The organism is Rothia sp. HMSC071B01 (assembly GCF_001808945.1).
GTDB lineage: Bacteria > Actinomycetota > Actinomycetes > Actinomycetales > Micrococcaceae > Rothia.
Genome location: NZ_KV795071.1, coordinates 80,509 through 100,649 on the forward strand (window position 1 = coordinate 80,509; position 20,141 = coordinate 100,649).

At 57.5% G+C, this 20,141-nt stretch carries 12 protein-coding genes, 2 tRNA genes and 1 other RNA gene; 10 read left to right on the forward strand and 5 right to left on the reverse strand.

The genetic code is table 11. The features are described from left to right. Positions 1–32: 32 nt before the first annotated feature. The gene (gene rplS / locus HMPREF2527_RS03875) at positions 33–380 is read right to left on the reverse strand and encodes a 50S ribosomal protein L19 (RefSeq protein WP_005507488.1); all 348 of its coding nucleotides are present in this window, start codon (positions 378–380) and stop codon (positions 33–35) included. Between the two features lie 217 nt (positions 381–597). After that, positions 598–1,170, reverse strand: a complete 573-nt coding sequence (locus tag HMPREF2527_RS03880; RefSeq protein ID WP_070506498.1) for a single-stranded DNA-binding protein — start codon at positions 1,168–1,170, stop codon at positions 598–600. 361 nt (positions 1,171–1,531) lie between these two features. Here HMPREF2527_RS03880 and HMPREF2527_RS03890 point away from each other — a divergent pair, with 361 nt between their 5' ends. Next, positions 1,532–2,428, forward strand: coding sequence for an HNH endonuclease family protein (locus tag HMPREF2527_RS03890; protein WP_070506503.1), 897 nt, complete (start codon positions 1,532–1,534; stop codon positions 2,426–2,428). 95 nt (positions 2,429–2,523) lie between these two features. Here HMPREF2527_RS03890 and HMPREF2527_RS03895 read toward each other — a convergent pair. Both HMPREF2527_RS03895 and mptB read right to left on the reverse strand, forming a co-directional pair. Then, positions 2,524–2,599 (reverse strand) — tRNA-Arg (locus tag HMPREF2527_RS03895). Positions 2,600–2,701: 102 nt separating this feature from the next. Then, positions 2,702–4,375 carry a polyprenol phosphomannose-dependent alpha 1,6 mannosyltransferase MptB gene (mptB, locus tag HMPREF2527_RS03900; RefSeq protein WP_044150507.1) on the reverse strand — a complete coding sequence of 558 codons (1,674 nt, stop codon included), beginning with the start codon at positions 4,373–4,375 and terminating at the stop codon, positions 2,702–2,704. Between the two features lie 229 nt (positions 4,376–4,604). Between mptB and orn the strand changes: the two genes are divergently transcribed. From orn to def, 3 genes are all read left to right on the forward strand, one after another. Next, a complete protein-coding gene (gene orn / locus HMPREF2527_RS03905; protein WP_049341386.1) occupies positions 4,605–5,291 on the forward strand; it encodes an oligoribonuclease in 687 nt (228 codons plus the stop codon). Positions 5,292–5,397: 106 nt separating this feature from the next. Further along, positions 5,398–5,470 (forward strand) — tRNA-His (locus HMPREF2527_RS03910). Positions 5,471–5,700: 230 nt separating this feature from the next. Continuing rightward, positions 5,701–6,273, forward strand: a complete 573-nt coding sequence (def, locus tag HMPREF2527_RS03915) for a peptide deformylase (RefSeq protein WP_044141710.1) — start codon at positions 5,701–5,703, stop codon at positions 6,271–6,273. A gap of 152 nt (positions 6,274–6,425) precedes the next feature. Here def and rnpB read toward each other — a convergent pair. Continuing rightward, positions 6,426–6,831, reverse strand: an RNA gene (gene rnpB, locus HMPREF2527_RS03920) — RNase P RNA component class A. A gap of 171 nt (positions 6,832–7,002) precedes the next feature. Here rnpB and HMPREF2527_RS03925 point away from each other — a divergent pair. From HMPREF2527_RS03925 to HMPREF2527_RS03950, 6 genes are all read left to right on the forward strand, one after another. Then, positions 7,003–7,794, forward strand: a complete 792-nt coding sequence (locus HMPREF2527_RS03925) for a YaaA family protein (protein WP_070506506.1) — start codon at positions 7,003–7,005, stop codon at positions 7,792–7,794. 375 nt (positions 7,795–8,169) lie between these two features. Continuing rightward, entirely contained in the window at positions 8,170–9,237 is a 1,068-nt protein-coding gene (locus HMPREF2527_RS03930) for an S-layer homology domain-containing protein (RefSeq protein WP_012903668.1), read from the forward strand. Between the two features lie 510 nt (positions 9,238–9,747). Next, complete coding sequence (locus HMPREF2527_RS03935; protein WP_070506508.1) at positions 9,748–11,757, forward strand: S-layer homology domain-containing protein; 2,010 nt, start codon at positions 9,748–9,750, stop codon at positions 11,755–11,757. Positions 11,758–11,988: 231 nt separating this feature from the next. Then, positions 11,989–15,231 (forward strand): siroheme synthase, encoded by a 3,243-nt coding sequence (locus HMPREF2527_RS03940; RefSeq protein ID WP_070506511.1) that lies wholly within the window; start codon positions 11,989–11,991, stop codon positions 15,229–15,231. Positions 15,232–15,472: 241 nt separating this feature from the next. Beyond that, on the forward strand, positions 15,473–17,554 hold the full coding sequence (locus tag HMPREF2527_RS03945; protein ID WP_070506513.1) for an S-layer homology domain-containing protein: 2,082 nt from the start codon (positions 15,473–15,475) through the stop codon (positions 17,552–17,554). 333 nt (positions 17,555–17,887) lie between these two features. Beyond that, positions 17,888–20,011, forward strand: coding sequence for a peptidase (locus tag HMPREF2527_RS03950; RefSeq protein WP_070506516.1), 2,124 nt, complete (start codon positions 17,888–17,890; stop codon positions 20,009–20,011). The last annotated feature ends 130 nt before the right edge of the window (positions 20,012–20,141 follow it).

Consider the following 20,141-nt stretch of genomic DNA (forward strand, 5'->3'; position numbering starts at 1 on the left):
CGGTTTGCAACAGAATTCTGTATCTATAAAGATTAGAACTCGCGCTTCTCGCGGATACGAGCAGCCTTACCGTGGCGGTCGCGCATGTAGTACAGCTTTGCACGACGGACGTCACCGCGGGTCACAACCTCGATCTTCTCGATGGAGGGAGAGTGAACGGGGAAGGTACGCTCAACACCAACGCCGAAGGAAACCTTGCGGACGGTGAAGGTCTCGCGAACGCCTGCACCCTGGCGGCCAACGACGAAGCCCTTGAAGACCTGGATACGGTGGTTCTTACCTTCAACGATCTTAACGTGAACGTTCAGGGTGTCACCGGGGCCGAATGCGGGGACGTCGTCACGGAGGGACTTCTTGTCGAGGAAGTCAAGAGTCTGCATAGTTGTAGATCTCCAGAGTCATCTGCCGCAGGTCAAATAGACTCAGATTGCTCTGCCCCACTGCGGGACAGAAAACTTTATGCTTCGGACAGGATTGGTGCCCGAAGGTTGACATCGTTGGTCGCTCTTCCCCCTGCGGCAGGGGCGTGCCCGATGTCAACACAATGCTCCATTATCCCAATGCACCCGCGTTTATGCAAGCATCCGGGGAGCACTTTTAGAAGGGGGGTTCGTCACTCTGTGCTCCCCCGCCCTGGGATGCGCCGTTCTGCGCCGGAGTACCCTGAGCGGTCACGCCCGGTGCCTCCGCGTTCTGCTGGGGTGCAGGCGAAGGAGCATACTGCTGCGTGTACTGAGGTACCTCCTGCAACGGCGCACCCGGCATACCCTGCTGAGGCGCACCCGGCAGGGAGCCTTCGTTGACCGTGCGCTTCTCCACGGTGCGGGCAAAGGTACTCGTGCCGTAGTTCAGGTCGTGACCGATGCCGAGGGCATCCACCTCTACGGTAGTGCCCTGCGTGCCATCTTCGCGGTTCCAGCGGCTAATGCGCTGGCGGCCACTCACGACCAGCGGCTGCCCCTTCTCAATGGAGGTGGCAATGTTCTGGGCGAGGCGGCGGTAGGCTTTCACGGTGTACCAGTTGGTGGTGCCTTCTTTCCAGGTGCCGGTGGCGTCCTGCCAGCGCGGGGTACTGGCGAGGCGAAAGTTCACGACGGGCACCCCGTTGGGCAGGGTGCTCAGTGCCGGGTCGGAGGCGGTGAATCCGCGGATCAGGATGGTGTCGCTCATGGTTTCTCCTTAGAAACTAGTGGGTGGGTTCCTTCACCTTGCCAGCGCTGACCCGCTCCTGCACCCGGTGGTTACCGGTTCTGTGGATAACCTCGCGTTTTGCGGTTTTGGGCACCGCCTGTGGATAGAGTTTTTGAACTTTTCACCCCGTTTTTTCAAAAATCGCCTGCGGGCAACGCATTCCCTGCAGAAATATGACGGCTATGCCCCATTCGACATCGTGATAGGTATCATCGTGATAGGTATCTCAGCGTCGGGGCGGCTATTTTTGCCCTCAAGTTAACTATTTCAGCCCCTCGCGCTCTATCCTTGATGATGCGGTGCACTCAGCCGCATCCCGTCTACCCGCCTTGGAGAACCCGTGAGCAAAAAGCCCGCGAACAACAACCTGCCCTCCCTGCAGGAACTTCAGCAGCTGCAGCGCAACCTACCCAAGCTGCCCGATTCGATGGACCCGCAGAAGAAGCGCCTCATTTACGGTCTGCTCGCCCTGTTCACCGTGATCGTGCTGATTATTGGTCTGGTCTATGTGAGTAAGAACGGTGTGGACGGGCTGCTCGGTTCGGATAAGACGACCTCCGCCACCGAGGATGAAGAGACCAACGTTCAGACCGAAACCCTCGCCGAGGTCAAGAACCCGTACAAGGCGGTTGATCCCGCGACCGCGCTCGCACCGGATCTGGCGACCGCGAAGAGCGAGCTGGCGTCCCTGCAAGTGAAGGAACGCGCGTCGAAGGTTGGCTACTCTCGTGATCAGTTCGGTCCCGCCTGGGATGACGTTGACGGCAACAAGTGCAACACCCGCGACGACATTCTGCGCCGCGATCTGACCAATGTTCGTTTCAAGGTGAGGACCCACGCTTGCACCGTCATCACCGGCACTCTAGCTGACCCGTACACCGGCAAGACCATCGAGTTCAAGCGCGGTAAGAAGACCTCCTCGGCTGTGCAGATTGACCACGTGGTGGCTCTTTCGAACGCATGGCAGACCGGCGCGCAGGATCTGACCGCAGAGCAACGCCGCCAGCTGGCGAACGACCCGGAGAACCTGCTCGCTGCAGACGGCCCGGCGAACCAGCAGAAGTCCGATGCGGACGCCGCCGACTGGCTGCCGAGCAACACCGCCTACCGCTGCACCTACGTGGCACGCCAGGTGCACGTGAAGGCGAAGTACAAACTGTGGGTGACCGCGGACGAGAAGAAGGTTATGGAGCGCGTCCTCAACTCTTGCAAGGACACGAACCCCACTAAGAAGTAGCCCCGACCAAGAAGTAGCTTCCCGGCACGCACGCAAAAAGCATAAAGAAAACCGCCCCGCACCCTGAGTTTAGGGTGCGGGGCGGTTTTTGCATGTGGCGCCCCAGGAGGGAATCGAACCCCCGACCAAGAGATTAGAAGGCTCCTGCTCTATCCTCTGAGCTACTGAGGCCTTCCTCTAGGGTACATGAGAATTTATGCTTCTCATGCACAGCGCATCTCACGCGGGGCTGTTCCACTGAGCTAAGCCAGGCTGGCGAACTAGGAGTTCGCGCTAGGAACCTACCTTGGCGGCTTCCCGTTCTGCCTTCTTCACCTCGCGGCGGCGTGCACGGCGGCTTGATGCGCCGGGGAACAGCTGCCACCACAGGCGGATGGTGGTGCGGCGAATCTGCGTGGGGTGCAGGCTCACGTACACCAGGCGGCGGGTTGCCGGGTCGAGGGCGACCAGGTAGATGATGTAGCCCAGGCAGATGACGGTCGCGATGAGTCGGCCCATGTCCTGGTTGAAATCGCGCAGGTAGGGCGACACGTTCAGCTGGTCGCTCACACCGTACGCCATGAAGAACAGCGTGGTGATGAAGTACCACATGAGCTGGAAGTGCGAGCGCAGACCGGTTGCGGCGAGCATCGGGATTGCCCAGAGCAGGTACCAGGGCTGAATCATGGGGCTGCACAGGAGCATGAACAGGATCGCGAGGCCGGCGTGGCGCACGATGTTGCGGTCGCGTCCGACGAATGCCATTGCCACGGCGCCAAGCATGCCGATGCCCTTGCCGACGGTTTCGATGAGCTTGCGGATGACCTCGAATGCGTCGCCTTGAACGAATAGGGAGGCGGCGCCGATGAGCAGACCGAAGGGGGTGTACCAGATGTACTGGCCGCCGGTGGTGGACAGTGCCTTAATCCAGCCGAATTCCAGTCCGGTCGCCCAGCCCATGAGCGCCATTTCGGCGAGCAGTAGCACGCCGGAGAGTGCCCAGAAGATGAACTTGCGCGGCCAGGAGGCGTTCTTACCCGCCCAGAGCAGACCCACGAAGGGCAGCACCACGAGGGCGAGCGGCTTGACGGCAACGCCGAGGGCTACGAAGGTCACACCGAGCGGGCCACCCCACCAGGTGTCGCGGTAGCGCTTAGCGTAGTAGAGGCCACCGAGCATGAACATGGTCATGAGCGAGTCGTTGTGGCCGCTGGCGATGAACGATGCGATGAACAGAGGGTTCGGGCCGATCTGCCAGAGAGCGCGGACCTGGTTGAAGCCGTGTGCCTTGGCAAGTTTTGCTACGTAGAAGAGGATGCCGATGACCGCGAGCACGGAGAGCAGGCGGAAGTAGAAGAGGGAGAGGTCGATGTTCTCCCCCGCCAGGCGCACAATCCACTCTTCGAGCTTGAGGGAGACCGGTCCGTACGGGGGCGGGGATTCCGCCCACATGGGGTCCGCACCGTTCTGCATGAAGTTCGAGATTTCGGAGACACCGTGCTTGTACGGGTTGAGGCCGTGCGCCATGACCATGCCCTGACCGTAGTAGGAGAACATGTCGCGGCTGTAGATGGTGAAGGCGAAGACCTGCGGCAGGGACCAGCTGGTGATGACGGCAATCATCCAACGCATGGTGTTGGGTTCGTTCCAGTCGCCCATTTTCTGGTAGATGCGCAACCATTCGCGGCACATAATCATGGCGCCGAGGGCGAGCATAATAATGCCGGTGATGACCCATGCGGCTTCGAATCGGATGGCGCGGATAATGTCGTAGCGCCAGAAGCTGGAGCTGTCGGCGAGCCAGCCGACGGCGTAGGAGCCGAGGGTGACCATGATAGAGCCGATGGTGCCAATAATTACCGTGCGCAGACGGTGATTATTGACGTAGTCCAAGAGTTTGGGTGAGAGAGGTGCGTCGTGTGCACCGGGGGTGGTGAGCCGGTGTGCTAGCTCTGTTGGTGCGCGCATAACTCCCTTTCTGTCTGCATCGTCGTTCTGGCTTTTATCATACCGGAGCCCTTGGACGCACTTGTGAGAATCACTGTTACGAAAGCGCTTGTGGACACACCTCAAGGGCGCGCAGAGTGGCGCAGTTCTCCCCCCGCTACCGCCGTTTGCGCATCCGCCTGTGCCGTCTTGCACCCTTTTGTGACGTGCTGTCCGCCGTGTCGGCGGCGTTTGGGGGTAGAGTGGGAGGGTGAGTATTTCTAGTGAACGTATTGTATGGATTGACTGCGAGATGACCGGCCTGGACGTGGAGAACGACGCTCTCGTCGAGGTGGGCGTCCTGGTCACGGATGCCGATTTGAACATTCTGGGTTCTGGCGTTGAGTTCGTCATTAAGCCCGGTGATGAGTCTCCTGCCGGTGCGCTGGAGAACATGAATGATTTTGTGCGTTCGATGCATGAGGCGTCGGGTCTGCTGCCCGATATTGAGCACGGTGTGTCGATGGATTACGCGCAGGAGCAGGTGCTTCGTTACATCAAGAAGTATGTTCCGGTGGCGGGCAAGGCGCAGCTGGGCGGCAACTCGGTGGGCATGGATAAGCGCTTCTTGGAGCGTTACATGCCAGAGGTCATGGCGCACCTTCACTACCGCGTGATTGACGTGTCCACCATTAAGGAGCTGGCGTCGCGCTGGTATCCGGCGGCTCGTCATAGTGCCCCGGCGAAGACCGGTAACCACCGCGCGCTGGGCGATATCAAGGATTCGATTGATGAGTTGAAGTATTACCGCCGCGCCATTTTTGTGCCGCAGGGCCCGGATGCAATTGCTTCGGCGCAGATTGCGCGTGAGGTGGAGGCGGAGCGTGCCGCACGCGAGTCGGCTGAGCGCGAGGCTGAGGCATCCGCTTCTGAGGCGGCAGAGGCGTCCGAGGCGTAAGCACAGCATGTAACGAGCATCACGGCTTTTCAACTTGGCAGGTTTCTGAATCTCCTGTACAGTAGTATCCGTTGCATATCGCAAGGGAAACCAAGCGAAGCACATGGTGGTCGTAGCTCAGTTGGCAGAGCGCCTGGTTGTGGTCCAGGAGGTCGCGGGTTCAACCCCCGTCGATCACCCCGATGGAAAGGGTCGTTATGGTTATCCGTAACGGCCCTTTCGCTTTACCCTCTGTTCGCGTTATCCCCTGTTCGGTTGCCCCGCACACGGTTTACCGGAACAGAGCTTTTACACCCGCACTTTAAACCAGCGAGCGGAAACAGGGCATGCCCCGCATCCTCATGCGACAGGGGCACCCGGCAAGTTCCCACTCAACAGTTCCCGTTCAACACAAGCAAAGGATAATTCCGTGGCTATTCGCCCCATCGTTATTCACGGCAACCCCGTTCTGCACCGCCCCGCGGCACCCGTCACCGAGTTTAATGATGAGCTCAAGGAGCTCGTGGCTGACATGTACGAGACCATGGACGCATCCAACGGTGTGGGCCTGGCGGCACCGCAGATTGGTGTGGGCCTGCGCATCTTCACCTACAAGATGGAGAATGAGGACGGCGTTCCCCCGCGCGGCTGCATCATCAACCCGGTACTGACCCTGGGCAAGATTTCTACCGCTGACCCGGACCCGTACGAGGAGGAAGAGGGCTGCCTGTCCTTCCCCGGTTACGGCTTCCCCCTCAAGCGCGCCGAGTGGGTGACCGTGAACGGTCTTGACGAGCACGGCAACCCCGTCCACTTTGAGGCGACCGGCTGGTTCGCACGCTGCATGCAGCACGAAACTGACCACCTGGACGGCAAGCTGTACGTGAACCGTCTGAACAAGAAGTGGACCGGCAAGATGAAGAAGGTCGTGAAGAAGGAAGGCTGGACCGTCGACGGTAACTCGTGGATGCCCGGCGTGGATCCGGATCCGTTCGGCCACTAATCGCTGACTCACCCAATCAGAGCCTCTCCAGCTTTTCAGTAGAGGACTCTTAGACAGAGCATAAACGAAGACCGCGAATGCACTCTCAAGCGCATTCGCGGTCTTCGTTTTCCCATCAACTGATGATGTTTTCCATCAGCCAACGGTAGCGTGAAACGGGTCATCCTATGAGCCGGGTTCTGTCTAAAACGCCGCCCGAAGGGGCGTTTCGAGGCAATCATCTATCTAGAACGTACGTTGCCGCACGTCTCAAGCAGCCTACCCGAATACGCACCCCACCTCCGTAAAGGAAGCTGACGGGGATCGGGCGCACTACCCTACCATGGCGTATTCTGTTTGACCTTGCTCCGAATGGGGTTTACCTAGCCGGGCACGTCACCGCGCCCGCTGGTGGTCTCTTACACCACCCTTTCACCCTTACCGCGGCGAACCGCGGCGGTTTACTTTCTGTGGCACTGGCCTGCGGGTTACCCCGAGTGGATGTTATCCACCATCCTGTGCTGTGGAGCCCGGACTTTCCTCGAAGCACGTGTGCCTCGCGATTGCCCGGACGGCCCGTTTCACCTCACCCATTATACGCATACCCCTGGCGGCGGCTATTTTCCGGGTTCGTCTCGCGGGTGCTTTAGGGGTACACGGAGGCGCACTAGCGGCCTCGCGGGCGCGCTATCGTCTCGCAACTACCCTGCGCCTCGTAGCTACCCGGCGTCTCACGGGTACACTGGAGAGATGCTGATTCTTCTTCCCCCCTCCGAAGGTAAAACCCCCGCCCCCGCAGGCAACGCGCCCGTATGCTTTGCTGACCTCTCGTTCCCCGAACTGACCGCTGAGCGTGAGAGCGTCCTGGAGGAGCTGGCGACTGTCAGCTCGGGTCCCGACGCCCTTGCAGAGCTCAAGGTGGGCACGTCCCTCGAAGCAGAAGTGGATCGCAATACGCGCCTGCTGACCGAACCGGCGCAGCCCGCGATCCGCACCTACACTGGCGTGCTGTTCGAGGCACTGGATTATGCGAGCTTCTCCCCCGCCGAACGCGATGCCGCGCACTGGTCGCTGCTGATTTCTTCGGCGCTGTGGGGTATTCTGCGCCCCGAGGACGCGATTCCCGCCTACCGCCTGTCCATGGGCGTGAAGCTGGGTTCAATTGGTGCGCTCGCCTCCTTCTGGAAGGGTGCGTTGGGTACCGCACTGGAGGCAACCGCGAAGGACCAGCTGATTCTGGATTGCCGCTCTGCAGCGTACGCGAAGTCGTGGGTGACTCCCCCGTCGCAGACTCTGGCGGTTCGCGTGGAGCGTGTGGCGGCTGATGGGTCGCGTAAGGTCGTCTCGCATATGGCGAAGCATTATCGTGGCTTGTTTGCGCGCTACCTGATTCAGTCGGGTTTGGCGGCTCGTCCTATTGATGGTTCTACGGCTGGTATTGCCGAATTTTTGGAGGCGATCAGCGCGGACTGGTCGGTGGAGTGCACCCTGCCGACGGCGCGTAAGGCAGGCGTTTTGACGTTGCTGGTACATGAGCAGTAGGTCGCCCAACTATTTGTTTTCGCCTATTTTTTGCATCATATTGAAAATTTTTTAACTATTTTTCTAGGGGCTTAAGTCTGTATTTCCCCCTGTAAAACCACATTTCCCCACATTAAGCGGGTAGGTTTTTGCGGGGCAGAAGACGGGTAGTGTCTATCTATCCGCCTTCTTTTTGTGCACAGAAGTGCTTATAGTATTAAACGTCTCGCCATTGGTGGCGGGTACATCACTCACTAGCATTCACATTCTCAACTCAGCACACATGGAAACACGTCACGCCGCGTACGCATAGCAAACGACTAGAGGCTTAACCAATGGTTATTGGTTTGCTAGCGTAGAAGTAACCACTCAGAAACACATCGATGGGACAATGATATGTCTACTTTTTCCTCTCGTCGCGCCCTTTTTAAGGGTGCGGCAGCACTAACAGTCGCTGGCGCTTTGGGTGCGCACCATGCCGGCGAGCAGAGCGCCCAGGCTGCCACCTTGGACGTTATGACCACCCCGCTGACGTTCAAGATTACCGAGGCGTCGTTTGATATTAGCGGCTTCAACCTCAGCTACGAGATTACAGGCCTGCAGGCTGTGCTTGATACTGGCCTGTACACCCCATACATTGAGGCTGGCTACTACACCAAGGAGAAGGGCTTCACGCAGTTCTACTTCTTCGCTCTTGAGCCGAAGAAGCGCATCGAGAATGACCCCTACGTGAGGCACCACGTCATTTCTCGCGAGGTCACTGGTGGCCCGAAGGCGGACTACGGGATTCGCTTGTCTCTTCGTCCGCGCCGTGAGCAGTACACCATCCTGCGTACTATTGAGGTTCGCCCGACGATTAACACTGAGTTTGCGTGGGCACCTTTCATTGTGGATATTGATATGGATGGCGAGTACGCTCCCGATATCTACAGGTCATGTAAGGCAAAGGTTTTGCTGCTCGATAAGGAACGTTGCTTCTACCCTAAGCGTGCGGTGACCCGCAGCGATCTGATGGATGCAATCTACCGAGGCGCCCGCTCGCCGAAGGTTAAGCTTCCGGCGCGTTCCCCGTTCCCGGATGTGTCCCCGAAGGATGAGCGTTACTCGGCATACATTTGGGCATACCAGAATGGTCTGACCTCGGGTTGGTCTGACGGTAAGATGCACCCGGAGGCGGTGGCTAGCCGCGCTACGATGGCAGCGTTCTTCTACCGTTACTTTATGCTTACCCCCGGCCGTCGTCCTTCGTGGTTCCGTCCCACTACCCCGCAGGACATGAAGCCGGGTGCCCCGTTCTACACCGAGTCGGTGTGGCTGCACTCGTCGGTGAATATTGATACGAGCTTTCACAATAAGAGCAAGGATTTCCGTCCGACCAAGATTGCTACCCGCGAGGAGCTGGCTCGTGTCCTGTCAATGCTGGACATGATTGACATCCCCAGTAGCCCTTATATCGATGCTTAAGATTTGGCAGGTGCCGTGAACCGGGCGGTTAACCTACATGTTTTAGCTTGGGTTGATCTCTGAGAACAGCAGCTGAAGATAGTGGCCTATGGCCTATAGAAGGGGCGGCGAGAGTTTTTCTCTCACCGCCCCTTTTTGTATGCCCCTTTTTTTCGTGTGCCCGTTTTCTGGTGCAGGCGCTGCTGGGTGCGGTTTTTAGTGCTGGTGATGCTTCCATTTTTGTCTCTCTATTGTGTGGTCTTTTTGGGGGTCGGGCTTTGTATAAAACCGGGGGCGTAATTTTCGAATTTTTTGTCTTATAACTCTTATTGGAATGTTTTTCTCGTGTTTTCATTGAATGTCTAAGACGCGGGTTGGTAGGCTGAAATTGCACTTCAGCATGCCGCCGCTACGGGTCCTCCACGATGTGGATTTGGCGTAGGCTCAGCGCGGTGGACTGTCACTCATTGATCCTCTCAACTTCTTTTCTCATTCACCCTCATTCATGCAGAAAATTCAGATTGGATAATGATGTCCTCATTCTTTAAGCCTGCCCGTGGCGCACGCCGAAAAGTTGCGGGCGCTTCCCTGGCGTTGGGTTTGACTCAGCTGTTGGGCGTGTCTCCGCTGTTGGCTTTGACGCCGGTGGCGGCCCAGCCGGCGCCCGCCTCCCCTGTGAACACGCAGCAGGCAACTACTCAAGAAACACCGGCCCGTCAGATGCCTCAAGTGCAGGGTGGCGATCCCGCCTCTGAGCTGGAGAACATTGATTTGAAGGTCACGACAGGCCCCCTCAACATTTCTCAGGGCGGTATCGTGTCGGTGACAACCTCTCCGTTGAGCGCCGAGTTTAGGCAGAAGTACACGTTCCACGAGCTCGCGTTGGTGGAACGTGGTTCCACGTACGTCCATGTCGGGCATCATAATTATGTTCCCCTCACTCAGTACGGTGGGATGGTCGAGGACCTCAAGCAGCAGGGTAATGTGCGAGAGAACCCGGATGGCAGCCTCACTTTCACGCTCGTTGTTCCCGCCCATATTGTTGAGGCTAAAGAGGGGACTCTCTTCGATACGGTACTGACGTATTACCCGTCGAATGAGTATGCGCCGGATCCGTTGACGTGGTCGAATCGCCGGGTAGTCCGCACTCCTACCGATGTGGTGCAGGACGCTAAACCTACGAAGACCACCTACCTTTTCAGTTCATCTTCTATCGAGCACCCGGAAGAGGATACAACCCTGACGGTTGAGGGTTTCCATATCCTCTCGAAAAGCACCTTTTGGGGTCCTGAAGGCCCGGCGGTCCTGACCCTCTATGAGGTTGATCCGGTGACCGGGCAGGGTATTGGTTCGCCTGTGTTTATGCAGAATCTGAATTACACCAGGTGCAATCAGTACTGTGATAGTTTCTTGAACGACCATTTCAGTACGGCTATCACGATTCCCGGGGGTACTCTCAAAGCGGGCAGGCTGTACAGGATTGGTTTCTACGGCGGTGGTTATCCTGGCCCGGGTTCCGAGGAATACCCTGGTGCATGGATGACCGATGTGGCAGATTTCATCCCGGTAGGTACCCCGGAGCAAGATGCAGCTCCCACCAGCATCTACGTCTCGGGAGATAAGATGAGCCCTTATCGCGAGAATAATACTTTGAAGGTGACTGTTTTGGGTCTGCCGCCGCTGACCAAGGGCTACTACCGTTTCTCCTTGCAGCCGATTGATGATCATGGCCGTCCGACCGGGCAGAAGTCTTGGGAGAAAGTGATTCCTGCCGAGAGCATTCAGAAGGGTCGTACGGCGCAGACGCTTTCTCTTCCCGGCTATGCCCTGAATTTTGAGGTGGCCTATAGGCTCTTTGTGGAGAAGGTAACCCCAAATCAGGGTGACACTGTCGATTCGGTTGAGCAGGTTGCTTCCAAAGACCTGGACTTGGATATCAGTCAGGAACGGGAAATGGAGGCTGCCAGGAAATGGATTGTGAACCGTCAAATTCTGCCAGGCTACCCCACTGATCGCGATTGGGAATCAGTGAACCGCCGTTCTGTGACGGTGGCACTGTATCGGTTAGCGGGCGCGCCGCAGGTTGAGCTTCCTGCAGTCAGCCCTTACACGGATATTACGCCGGATGACCCTGACTATACCGCGATTATTTGGGCTCGTCAGCGGGGTATTACGTTCGGTTGGGTTGATGGTCGCTTCCACCCGAATGAGCCGCTTTCGGACCGTTCCACGGCTGCGTTCCTCTACAGGTATCAGCGATCCCAGGGGGAGGTGTCGCCAAGCTTGCCGACGTCTCCTTCGCTACCGGACTCTACCCCGAAGAAACAGACGCATTTCCCGTATAGCTCTCATTGGCGGCTCTGGATCAGCCCGGAGACTGCTTTTTCACGTGAGTCTCGTTGGGCTATTGAGCGACGTATCTGGGGTTACATGCCTGATCAAGGTTACTTCTATGAGAGCTTTGAGGGCTTCAAGATGTCGTACCGTCAGGTGGCTGTGATGCTATACCGTATGGAGCACGGAGGCAGCCACCTCAGGTAACGCCCGGTCGCGGTGAGGGGGTAACCGGTGGGCTGGGATGCTCGACGTAGTTCGGCTTTTCAGCCCGCCGGTGCCGCCTCGGTTGCCCTCTCACCAGCGTTCTCTCTTGCCTGACACCAGGCTTTACGGGTCTCCCCTAGCCTGGCTTTTCAGAATCTATCCGCTCAACTTCTTCACTCACTTCATCTACTCACTCACTTCAATCACCGTATAAATTTTGTAGATGGGATTATGATGTCTTCATTCTTCGCCCCACGAGGTGCCCCACACCATTCTGATACCCCGCGCCACCCGGCGAGCGCCCGCGCGCTCAGCCTTTCCCTGTTGCTGGGTTTGAGCCCGCTTGCAGGTATCACTCCGGCGGCGCTGGCGGCGCCTCAAGAAACACCCGCCCAGAACGCGCCTGCCCAGAACAAACCTGCGCAGAACGAACCTGCGCAGAACACTCCCGTGCAGGGTGCTAAGCAGGATGCTTCCCTGCCGACCCTGCGCGTGTCCAGCGGCTCCCTCGACATTCTTCACGGCGGTACCGTGCACGTGGAGGGTACCGGGCTGAGCCCCGAGTTCTTGGCGCATCATGAGCTGCGTAGCCTCACGATTGCCCCGAAGGGCTCTTCGACCTACGCTAACCCCTACCAGAAGCTTGATCACCGCGGCCTTGTCTTTGACGCCCCGAAACCGGCTGCTGACGGCAGTTTCAGCGCTGACCTGACGGTTCCGGCGAATAGCCTGCCGGCAAACCTGGAGTACGAGGTTATTCTCACCTACCGCCCCGTAGATGAGGCGCACCCCTATGCGTGGAATACTGAGGATCGCGTCCGTACGGCGCTGCCGGTGGAGTTCAACCTCCCGAAGGCGGCGCTCCCCTCCATCACCTATGATGTTTCGGCTATTTCTGAGGAGCAGATTGCTTCCGGTCAGCCGATTGAGGTGACGCTGACGGGTACCGGTTTTCAGGATGTCAGCTCCGTGAAGTTCACCCTATCCGAGCATGATGAGCAGGGAAAGGTCACGAACGATAATGTGGCTTCGCTTGGTGAGCTGAAGGCACCGGATACGGAAGAGAATCAGCGCATTTTCAAGGGCCTGATTCCTAACGGCTATTTCCAGAAGAAGGTCACTATCCCTGCGGGAGTCTTGAAGTCCGGTAAGGGATATTCCCTGGGTGTTTCCGGTGTAGAAACCCACGGGTGGAATAAGCTGACGCGTAAGTTCCCCTTCGTTCCGGTGGGCAATAACCCTGCGCGCATGGCGTATCAGGATAATTCGTTCAGGAATACCCTGCCGAAGGTATCTGTTGCTGCGCAGGATTTTGATCCCGGTCAGGACCGCGTCTATAAGGTGACTATTTCTAATATTTCACCCGAGGTTGACCTGGGGTACTACATTGACTCTGTGTCGATTTATAACGCTACCTCTGGTGAGCAGGGATATTTTGCGAGGAATGATGTAGCGGGTCAATACTATAAGCGTGACGAGCTGGTAACCCGCAATGCTGACGGCACTCTGACCGTGGAGGTTGAGTATAAGGCTCATGGTGATTCCTACAATAGGCCTTCTTCTCGCGGTTCGATGGCTGAAGTGCGTGTGGTGTTCTCGGACTCTCAGTATTCGTACGGTAGCCATAAGTTCACGGTGAGCGCGCAGCTTCCGATGGCGCCTCTTGCCGCTGATGCTGTTGATTCGGAGAACCCGGGGAATGTTGAGTTGAAGGTGACTTCGGGAACCCTCAATATTTCTCAGGGCGGTACGGTGTCGGTGACGACTTCCCCGTTGAGCCCCGAGTTCCGTAAGAAGTACACTTTCTACGAGCTGGCTCTGGTGCAGCGCGGGTCGGTGTACGTGTATGCGGAGCACAATAGTTATGAGCCTCTCGACGAGTACGGCGGAATGCTCAAGGATTTGGTGCATCAGGTGCGGGAGAACCCGGACGGTAGCCTCACCTACACGTTTAAGGTTCCCCCGCAGTACGTTGAGGCTGCCGACGGTGAGCTCTTCGATGTGGTGATGACGTACTACCCGTCGGATGAAACTGAGCCGGAACCTTCGAGTAGGTCGAACCGTTTGTATGCCCGCGCCCATATTGATGTGGTTCAGGAAGCGCAGCCGACCCGTGGAACCTACACCTTCAGTCAGTCCGCTATCGATAACCCGTGGAAGGATACGACGCTGCGGGTTGAGGGACGCCATATCCTCTCCCAGGCTAGTGAAATGGTTGGTAATGATTGGCCGGTCATCGCTATCTATGAGGCTGACCCTGCAACGGGAAAGATGGTGGGTGAGCCTGTGTTCACTCAGCGGGATGACTACACGTACTACGGGGTTAACACCAGGTGGTTCCGCAATAACTATTTCAGTGCGGAGCTGAAGATTCCTGCGGGTACGTTGAAGCCGGGCAAGCTCTACTTTATTGGTATGTATGGGAACGGGTTGCCTTACCCCGGCATGGAAGATTCTCCGGGTTCTATGCTGAATGATGTTGCGGAGTTCCTTCCGGTGCATTCTCCCGAGCAGGACTCTGCGGGGCCCACGCTGCACCTTGGGTCGGTGGGGCTGAACCCGTACGCGCGGACGAACTTGTTTACGGCGCGCACTACCGGGCTCTCTGCACCGGGTGAAGGATCGTACCGCCTCTCGGTGCAGCATGTTGATGAGCAGGGGCGTTTGACCGGTCAGACGGTGTTCCAGCAGGCGATTCCCGCTGATCGCATCCAGGATGGCAGGGTGGAGCTGAATCTGACGATTGATCAGCAGCTGAGCTATTCGGGCGCTTATCGTCTGGTCTTGGAGAAGGTCACCCCCGGTAAGGATGGTGCTGGCGAGTCGGTGGAGCAGCTTGCTGTCGAGGATATTCCTCTGAAGCTGACGCGTGAGGATGAGTTGCAGGCGGCTGAGCAGTGGTTTGCTGAGCGTGATATTTTGCCTAATCCTTCGCCGATGTCCTGGCATAGCGGTATGACGCGCCACGATGTGACGGTGTCGCTGTACCGTCTGGCGGGTTCCCCGAAGGTTGAGCTGCCTGCTTTTAGCCCGTACGCGGATGTGGCAACAAGCGACCCGGACTACGCCGCGTACATTTGGGCTCGTCAGAGGGGCATTACCTTCGGCTGGATTGATGGTAAGTTCCACCCGGAGGTGAAGCTTTCGGCCCCGTCGACGGTGGCGTTCCTGTACAGGTATCAGAAGGCGATGGGTCAGGCCATTCCGAAGGCACCGACCTCTGCCTCGCTGCCGAAGAACAGTAGCCTGCCGGGCAATAATGACGCGCCCCGGAGTGCTAGCGGCTGGCAGCATAAGGTTCGTCAGGGTAGCGCTTTCTGGCGTGAGGCTCAGTGGGCTGTTGATCACCGCATGTGGGGTTACCGCATTGACGGGGAATACGCTTATGAGGACTTTGATAGGTCTTTCGTTTCCGCTGGTGATTTGGCGTTGATGCTCTACCGTTTGGAGCACGGCGGCAGCCACCTCAGGTAGCGCGGTCGTGGTAACCGGTGGGCTGGAATGCTCGACATAGTTCGGCTTTTCAGCCCACCGGTGTTGCTTCTGTTTTTCTTCCCTGCCTCTGCGAGTTCTTGTGCCCGACACCGGGCTTTACGGGGCTTCTTCTCCCCTGTTCGAGGTTTTTCTTCTCACGCTTTATCCGCTCAACTTCTTCACTTGCTTCGTCTACTCGCTCGCTTCACTCACCGTACAGTTTTTTGTAGATGGGATAATGATGTCTTCATTCTTCACACCACGAGGCGCCCGGTGCCGCTCAACTGCGCCGCGCCACCCGGCGAGCGTCCGTGCGCTCAGCCTGTCCCTGCTGTTGGGTTTGAGCCCGCTTGCCGGTATCACCCCGGCGGCTCTGGCAACACCGACCCAGGTAGCACCGGACCAGCCGGCACAGGCAACCCCCGCTCAGGCAGACCCGGAACAGGCGACCCCCGCCTCCCCCGCAGCTGAGGAGAATAAGCCTGATAACCCGGTTGGCATGAAGCTCACCTCGGGCACCCTCAATATTTCTGAGGGCGGTACTGTCTCTGTGACCACCGCGCCGCTGAGTGCCGAGTTCCGCGCGAAGTACACGTTCTATGAGTTCGGCATTGTGGAGCGCGGTGAGAATTACCTTGAGCCATATTACGGCAATCCCCTTCCTGAGGCGCAGTACGGCAGCAAGGTTGCCGGCCTCCGCGCTGAGGGTAAAGCCCACGATAATCCTGACGGGAGTGTCACGTTCACTCTTGATATTCCGAAGCAGTGGATGATGGTTCCTGAGGGTACCCTCTTCGATGTGGTGCTGACTTACTACCCGTCCGATAAGCCTGACCCACACGACTATCCGTATGAAGATTATCGTCTTACGGCGCGAATTCCTTTGCCCACGGTGCGCGACCCTGAGCCTGAGCAGCCGACGTACCGCTACAACATTTCGGCGATTGATAAGCCGTGGCAGGATACGACTCTGACGGTTGAGGGCTACCATATTCTTCCCCCGAATATCGTAGGTGGATACGACAGCCAGGCGTACGTCACTCTGTATGAGGCAGACCCGGCTACGGGAAAGATTATGGGACGCCCTGTTTTCTCCCATGTTGTTCCGTTGACGGGCAACTGCTTGCATCACTGTACGGGTTTCCGCAATAACTATTTCGGCACGAAGATGACGATTCCGGCGGGTACGTTGAAGCCGGGTAGGCTCTACATGATTGGTATCTACGGTTCTAATCTGCCTCACCCGGGTGAGGAGGAGTACAGCGGTAGCTTGCTGGCCAGTGTTGCGCAGTTCCTTCCGGTGCGGTCGGGGCAGCCGAGTGATAACCAGCCGAACCCTGACCAGCCTGTAGCGCGTCCGGATTTGTACATTCCGTATAAGCGCGTCAACCCGTATCAGGAGATGAATACCCTCACCGCGCGTGTCTCAAATCTTTCGAAGCTTACCGATGGCCATTACCGTTTCTCGGTTCAAGCGACGGATGATTCTGGCGAGCCAACCGGCGAGAAGGCTCTGGAACAGGTTATCCCTGCTGAACACCTTCTGAATGGTTCTACGGATGAGAAGCTGAATATTCCCGGTAGCGCGCTGAATTATGAGGGGTCTTACGGGGTTGTCTTGGAGAAGGTAATCCCCGGCAAGAACGGTGCCGCGGATGCGGTCGAGCAGGTCACTTCTGAGGGCCTTGAGCTCTTTGTAAGCTACACTGCGGAGCGGGAAGCGGCTGTTGAGTGGGTTAAGCAGCAGGTTCTTCTGGATGAGAGTAAGACCGTTCTGAGTCGCCGCGATGTCACGGTGGCGCTGTACCGTCTTGCGGGCGCACCTCATGTTGAGCTGCCTGCAACCAGTCCTTACGCGGATGTAACCCCGGACGATCCGGACTATGCCGCGATTGTGTGGGCTCGTCAGAAGGGTATTACGTTCGGTTGGGTCGATGGTAAGTTCCACCCGGAGGTGAACCTTTCGATTGCCTCGACGGTGGCGTTCCTGTACAGGTACCAACGAGCGCTAACCCCTGCGTCTTCGCCGGAGTCGAGCAGTTTGCCGTCTTCGCCTGTACCGAAGAGCGATACGTCAGATAGCAGTAATGTACCGGAGGAGTCTCCCACACGGGATTCACGTTCGCGGGTGCACTGGCCCGAGTATGAGCGTATGGATACTGCGTTCTGGAGGGAATCGCTGTGGGCTACCCAGCAGATTATCTGGGGATACGCAGAATATTATCGAGGCCACGGTGAGGATTTCAGCTCGGATACTGTTTCCTCTTCGGAGTTCTCGGTCATGCTCTACCGTATGACGCACGGCGGTAGTCGTCTCAAGTAGTTACCTGAAGTAGTTATTTGAGAGTCGCCTCCCGCGGCCACGCAGCCTGATACTGTGTTGCTTTACAATCGGTGATGGCGGGCTGAAATTTTCGGGCTGATTCGCCCGGCTTTTCAGCCCGCCAGCACTTTCGCTAAGGCGCCTGGTGCACCCCTTTTTCTACTCAACTTTTCGTTCATTTTCACCGTTCATTTCTCCCCTTCCACTCAACGTTTTCCCTCACTCACTTCAATCACCGTACAGAATGCCACTGTGCAGAAAACCACCCTGCAGAAACCACCGTGTAAAGCCGCGGTATAGAAAGCACAGTGCAGAACATTAGATGGGATAACCGTGTCTTCTTTCTTCCAACCAACCACAACTCAGGGCGCTAAGACGCCTGCCCAGAAAAACCGCCTTCAAAATACCCGGGGCAAGAAGGCGATCAGCCTCTCCCTGCTGCTGGGTATGACCCCGGCTCTGACGGTCACCCCTGCTATGCATGCTGATGCGGCGCAGGCGAAACCCGCACAGGTGGAGCCTGCTCAAGCGGATCCGGCGAGCCCCGCCTCCCCCGCCGCATCGTTGCAGGCAACCCCCGTAGCTGCTGCCCCCGCCGCATCAGGTACAGGTGCCGCAGCCACTGGCGTCAGCGATGCCGACAAGATTGATTTGAAGGTCACCACCGGCACTCTAAATATTTCTCAGGGTGGCACGGTGTCCGTGACGACCTCCCCGTTGACCCCCGAGTTCCGTAAGAAGTACAAGCTCTTCCAGTTCGGCCTCGTAAACCGTGGTACCGGTTACGAGTGGTCCCGTACCGGCGAGGCAACCCAATATCCTCTGTACCGCGGCAAGGTTGATCATCTTCGAGATGACGGTATTGTCCGCGACAACCCGGACGGGAGCCTCACCTTCACCTTTGAGGTCAAGAAGCAGACCATCCCGGCCGCCCCTTCGCCTGCCCTTGACGTGGTGTTGACCTACTACCCGGCGGGCGAGCGCGAGCCGAACGCCGAGGAGTATGAGGACCCCCGTCTTACTGCCCGCACTCCGCTCAGCCTGACTCAGGACCCTGAGCCGGATCATACTACTTACGTGTACAGCATGCCGGCGGTCGATAACCCCTGGGTTGATACGCAGCTGAAGATTGAGGGCTACCATATTCTCTCTAAGCAGCTTGTTGAGCCGGGGAGTGCCCCGGCGTATCTGATGCTGTATGAGGTTGACCCTGCAACGGGAAAGATGGTGGGCAAGCCTGTTTTCACCCATAAAGTTCGTTATACGGATTGCGGTGAATACTATTGTTGGAGTTTTCTGAACAACTATTTCTCTGCGGATGTAACAATTCCTGCGGGTACTCTGCGACCGGGCAAGTCGTACATGATTGGTGTCTACAGCGGCCTCTTCCCGAATCCGGATGAGGAGAAGGTACCCGGTAGCCTTTTGACGGATATTGCCCCGTTTATTCCGGTGCGCTCGCCCAACTCGAACACCGAGGTGAAGGATGCCGCCCCGGTTCTGCGTGTTGAGCCGCAGCAGATGGACCAATATCGTTCTGATTCACCGCAAGTGAGCCCCTATTGGGAGAAGAACACGTTGCAGGTGCGTGCCGTGAACCTGCCGAACCTCGCTGAGGGCCATTACCGCTTCTCGCTGCAGGCTACGGATGCTTCTGGCAATCTGACCGGCCAGAAGGCGCTGGAGCAGGATATTGCGGCTGACCGCATCCAGAGCGGTTACACGGAGGCGACGCTCACTGTTCCCGGTGAGGCGCTGAATTATCAGGGCGGTTACAAGCTGGTGGTGGAGAAGGTTCTTCCCGGTCAGGGTGGTGCCGCGGATTCTGTGCAGCAGGTTGTTTCTACTGACCTTGGTTTGGTGGTGAATGCGTTTGAGGAGCGTGAGGCTGCGAAAAGGTGGTACAAGGCTCAGCAGCTTCCTAAGTCAGAGTCCTATTCTTCTGAGAATTTGACGCGCCGTGATCTGACGGTGGTGTTGTACCGCCTGGCGGGTTCCCCGAAGGTTGAGCTTCCGGCGACCAGTCCGTATCCGGATGTTCAGCCCAACGACCCGGACTATGCCGCGATTGTGTGGGCTCGTCAGCAGAGCATTACGTTCGGTTGGATTGATGGTAATTTCCACCCGGAGGCGAGTGTTTACAATTCTTCGGCGGTGGCGTTCCTGTATAGGTATCAGAGGGCGCAGGGTAAGGTTCCTGCGGCGAAGCCTCGTCCTGTTTCTTCGGCGTCAAAGAAGAGTAGTCTGCCGGATGGTTCTTCTGAGCGCGGGTGGAATACTGTTCTTGGCTGGCATTACTCGTTCCGTAAGGAGTCCCAGTGGGCGATTGATCAGCACATTTGGGGTTATATCAGCGAACAGTCTATCTATGAGGCGTATGGGCAGTCGTTTATTGGGCACACGGAACTCGCTACGATGCTGTACCGTATGGCGCACGGCGGTAGCCGTCTCACATAGTGTCTCTCCGTGGTGTTAGCCATTCTGGTTGGCTTTCGTCAAATAGGCGACTTTATGGCTCTGTTTATGTGCCATTTTTATTGTGGGTGACTTTTATGTTGCCTTGCCCACCGCATTGTGAATATTCTCA

Bases quoted from the DNA above. Each gene is read 5' to 3' on its own strand.
- rplS (WP_005507488.1), bottom strand. From the start codon at position 380: ATGCAGACTCTTGACTTCCTCGACAAGAAGTCCCTCCGTGACGACGTC.
- HMPREF2527_RS03880 (WP_070506498.1), bottom strand. From the start codon at position 1,170: ATGAGCGACACCATCCTGATCCGCGGATTCACCGCCTCCGACCCGGCA.
- mptB (WP_044150507.1), bottom strand. From the start codon at position 4,375: ATGCGCGCACCAACAGAGCTAGCACACCGGCTCACCACCCCCGGTGCA.
- HMPREF2527_RS03925 (WP_070506506.1), top strand. From the start codon at position 7,003: ATGCTGATTCTTCTTCCCCCCTCCGAAGGTAAAACCCCCGCCCCCGCA.
- HMPREF2527_RS03930 (WP_012903668.1), top strand. From the start codon at position 8,170: ATGTCTACTTTTTCCTCTCGTCGCGCCCTTTTTAAGGGTGCGGCAGCA.
- HMPREF2527_RS03935 (WP_070506508.1), top strand. From the start codon at position 9,748: ATGTCCTCATTCTTTAAGCCTGCCCGTGGCGCACGCCGAAAAGTTGCG.
- HMPREF2527_RS03940 (WP_070506511.1), top strand. From the start codon at position 11,989: ATGATGTCTTCATTCTTCGCCCCACGAGGTGCCCCACACCATTCTGAT.
- HMPREF2527_RS03945 (WP_070506513.1), top strand. From the start codon at position 15,473: ATGTCTTCATTCTTCACACCACGAGGCGCCCGGTGCCGCTCAACTGCG.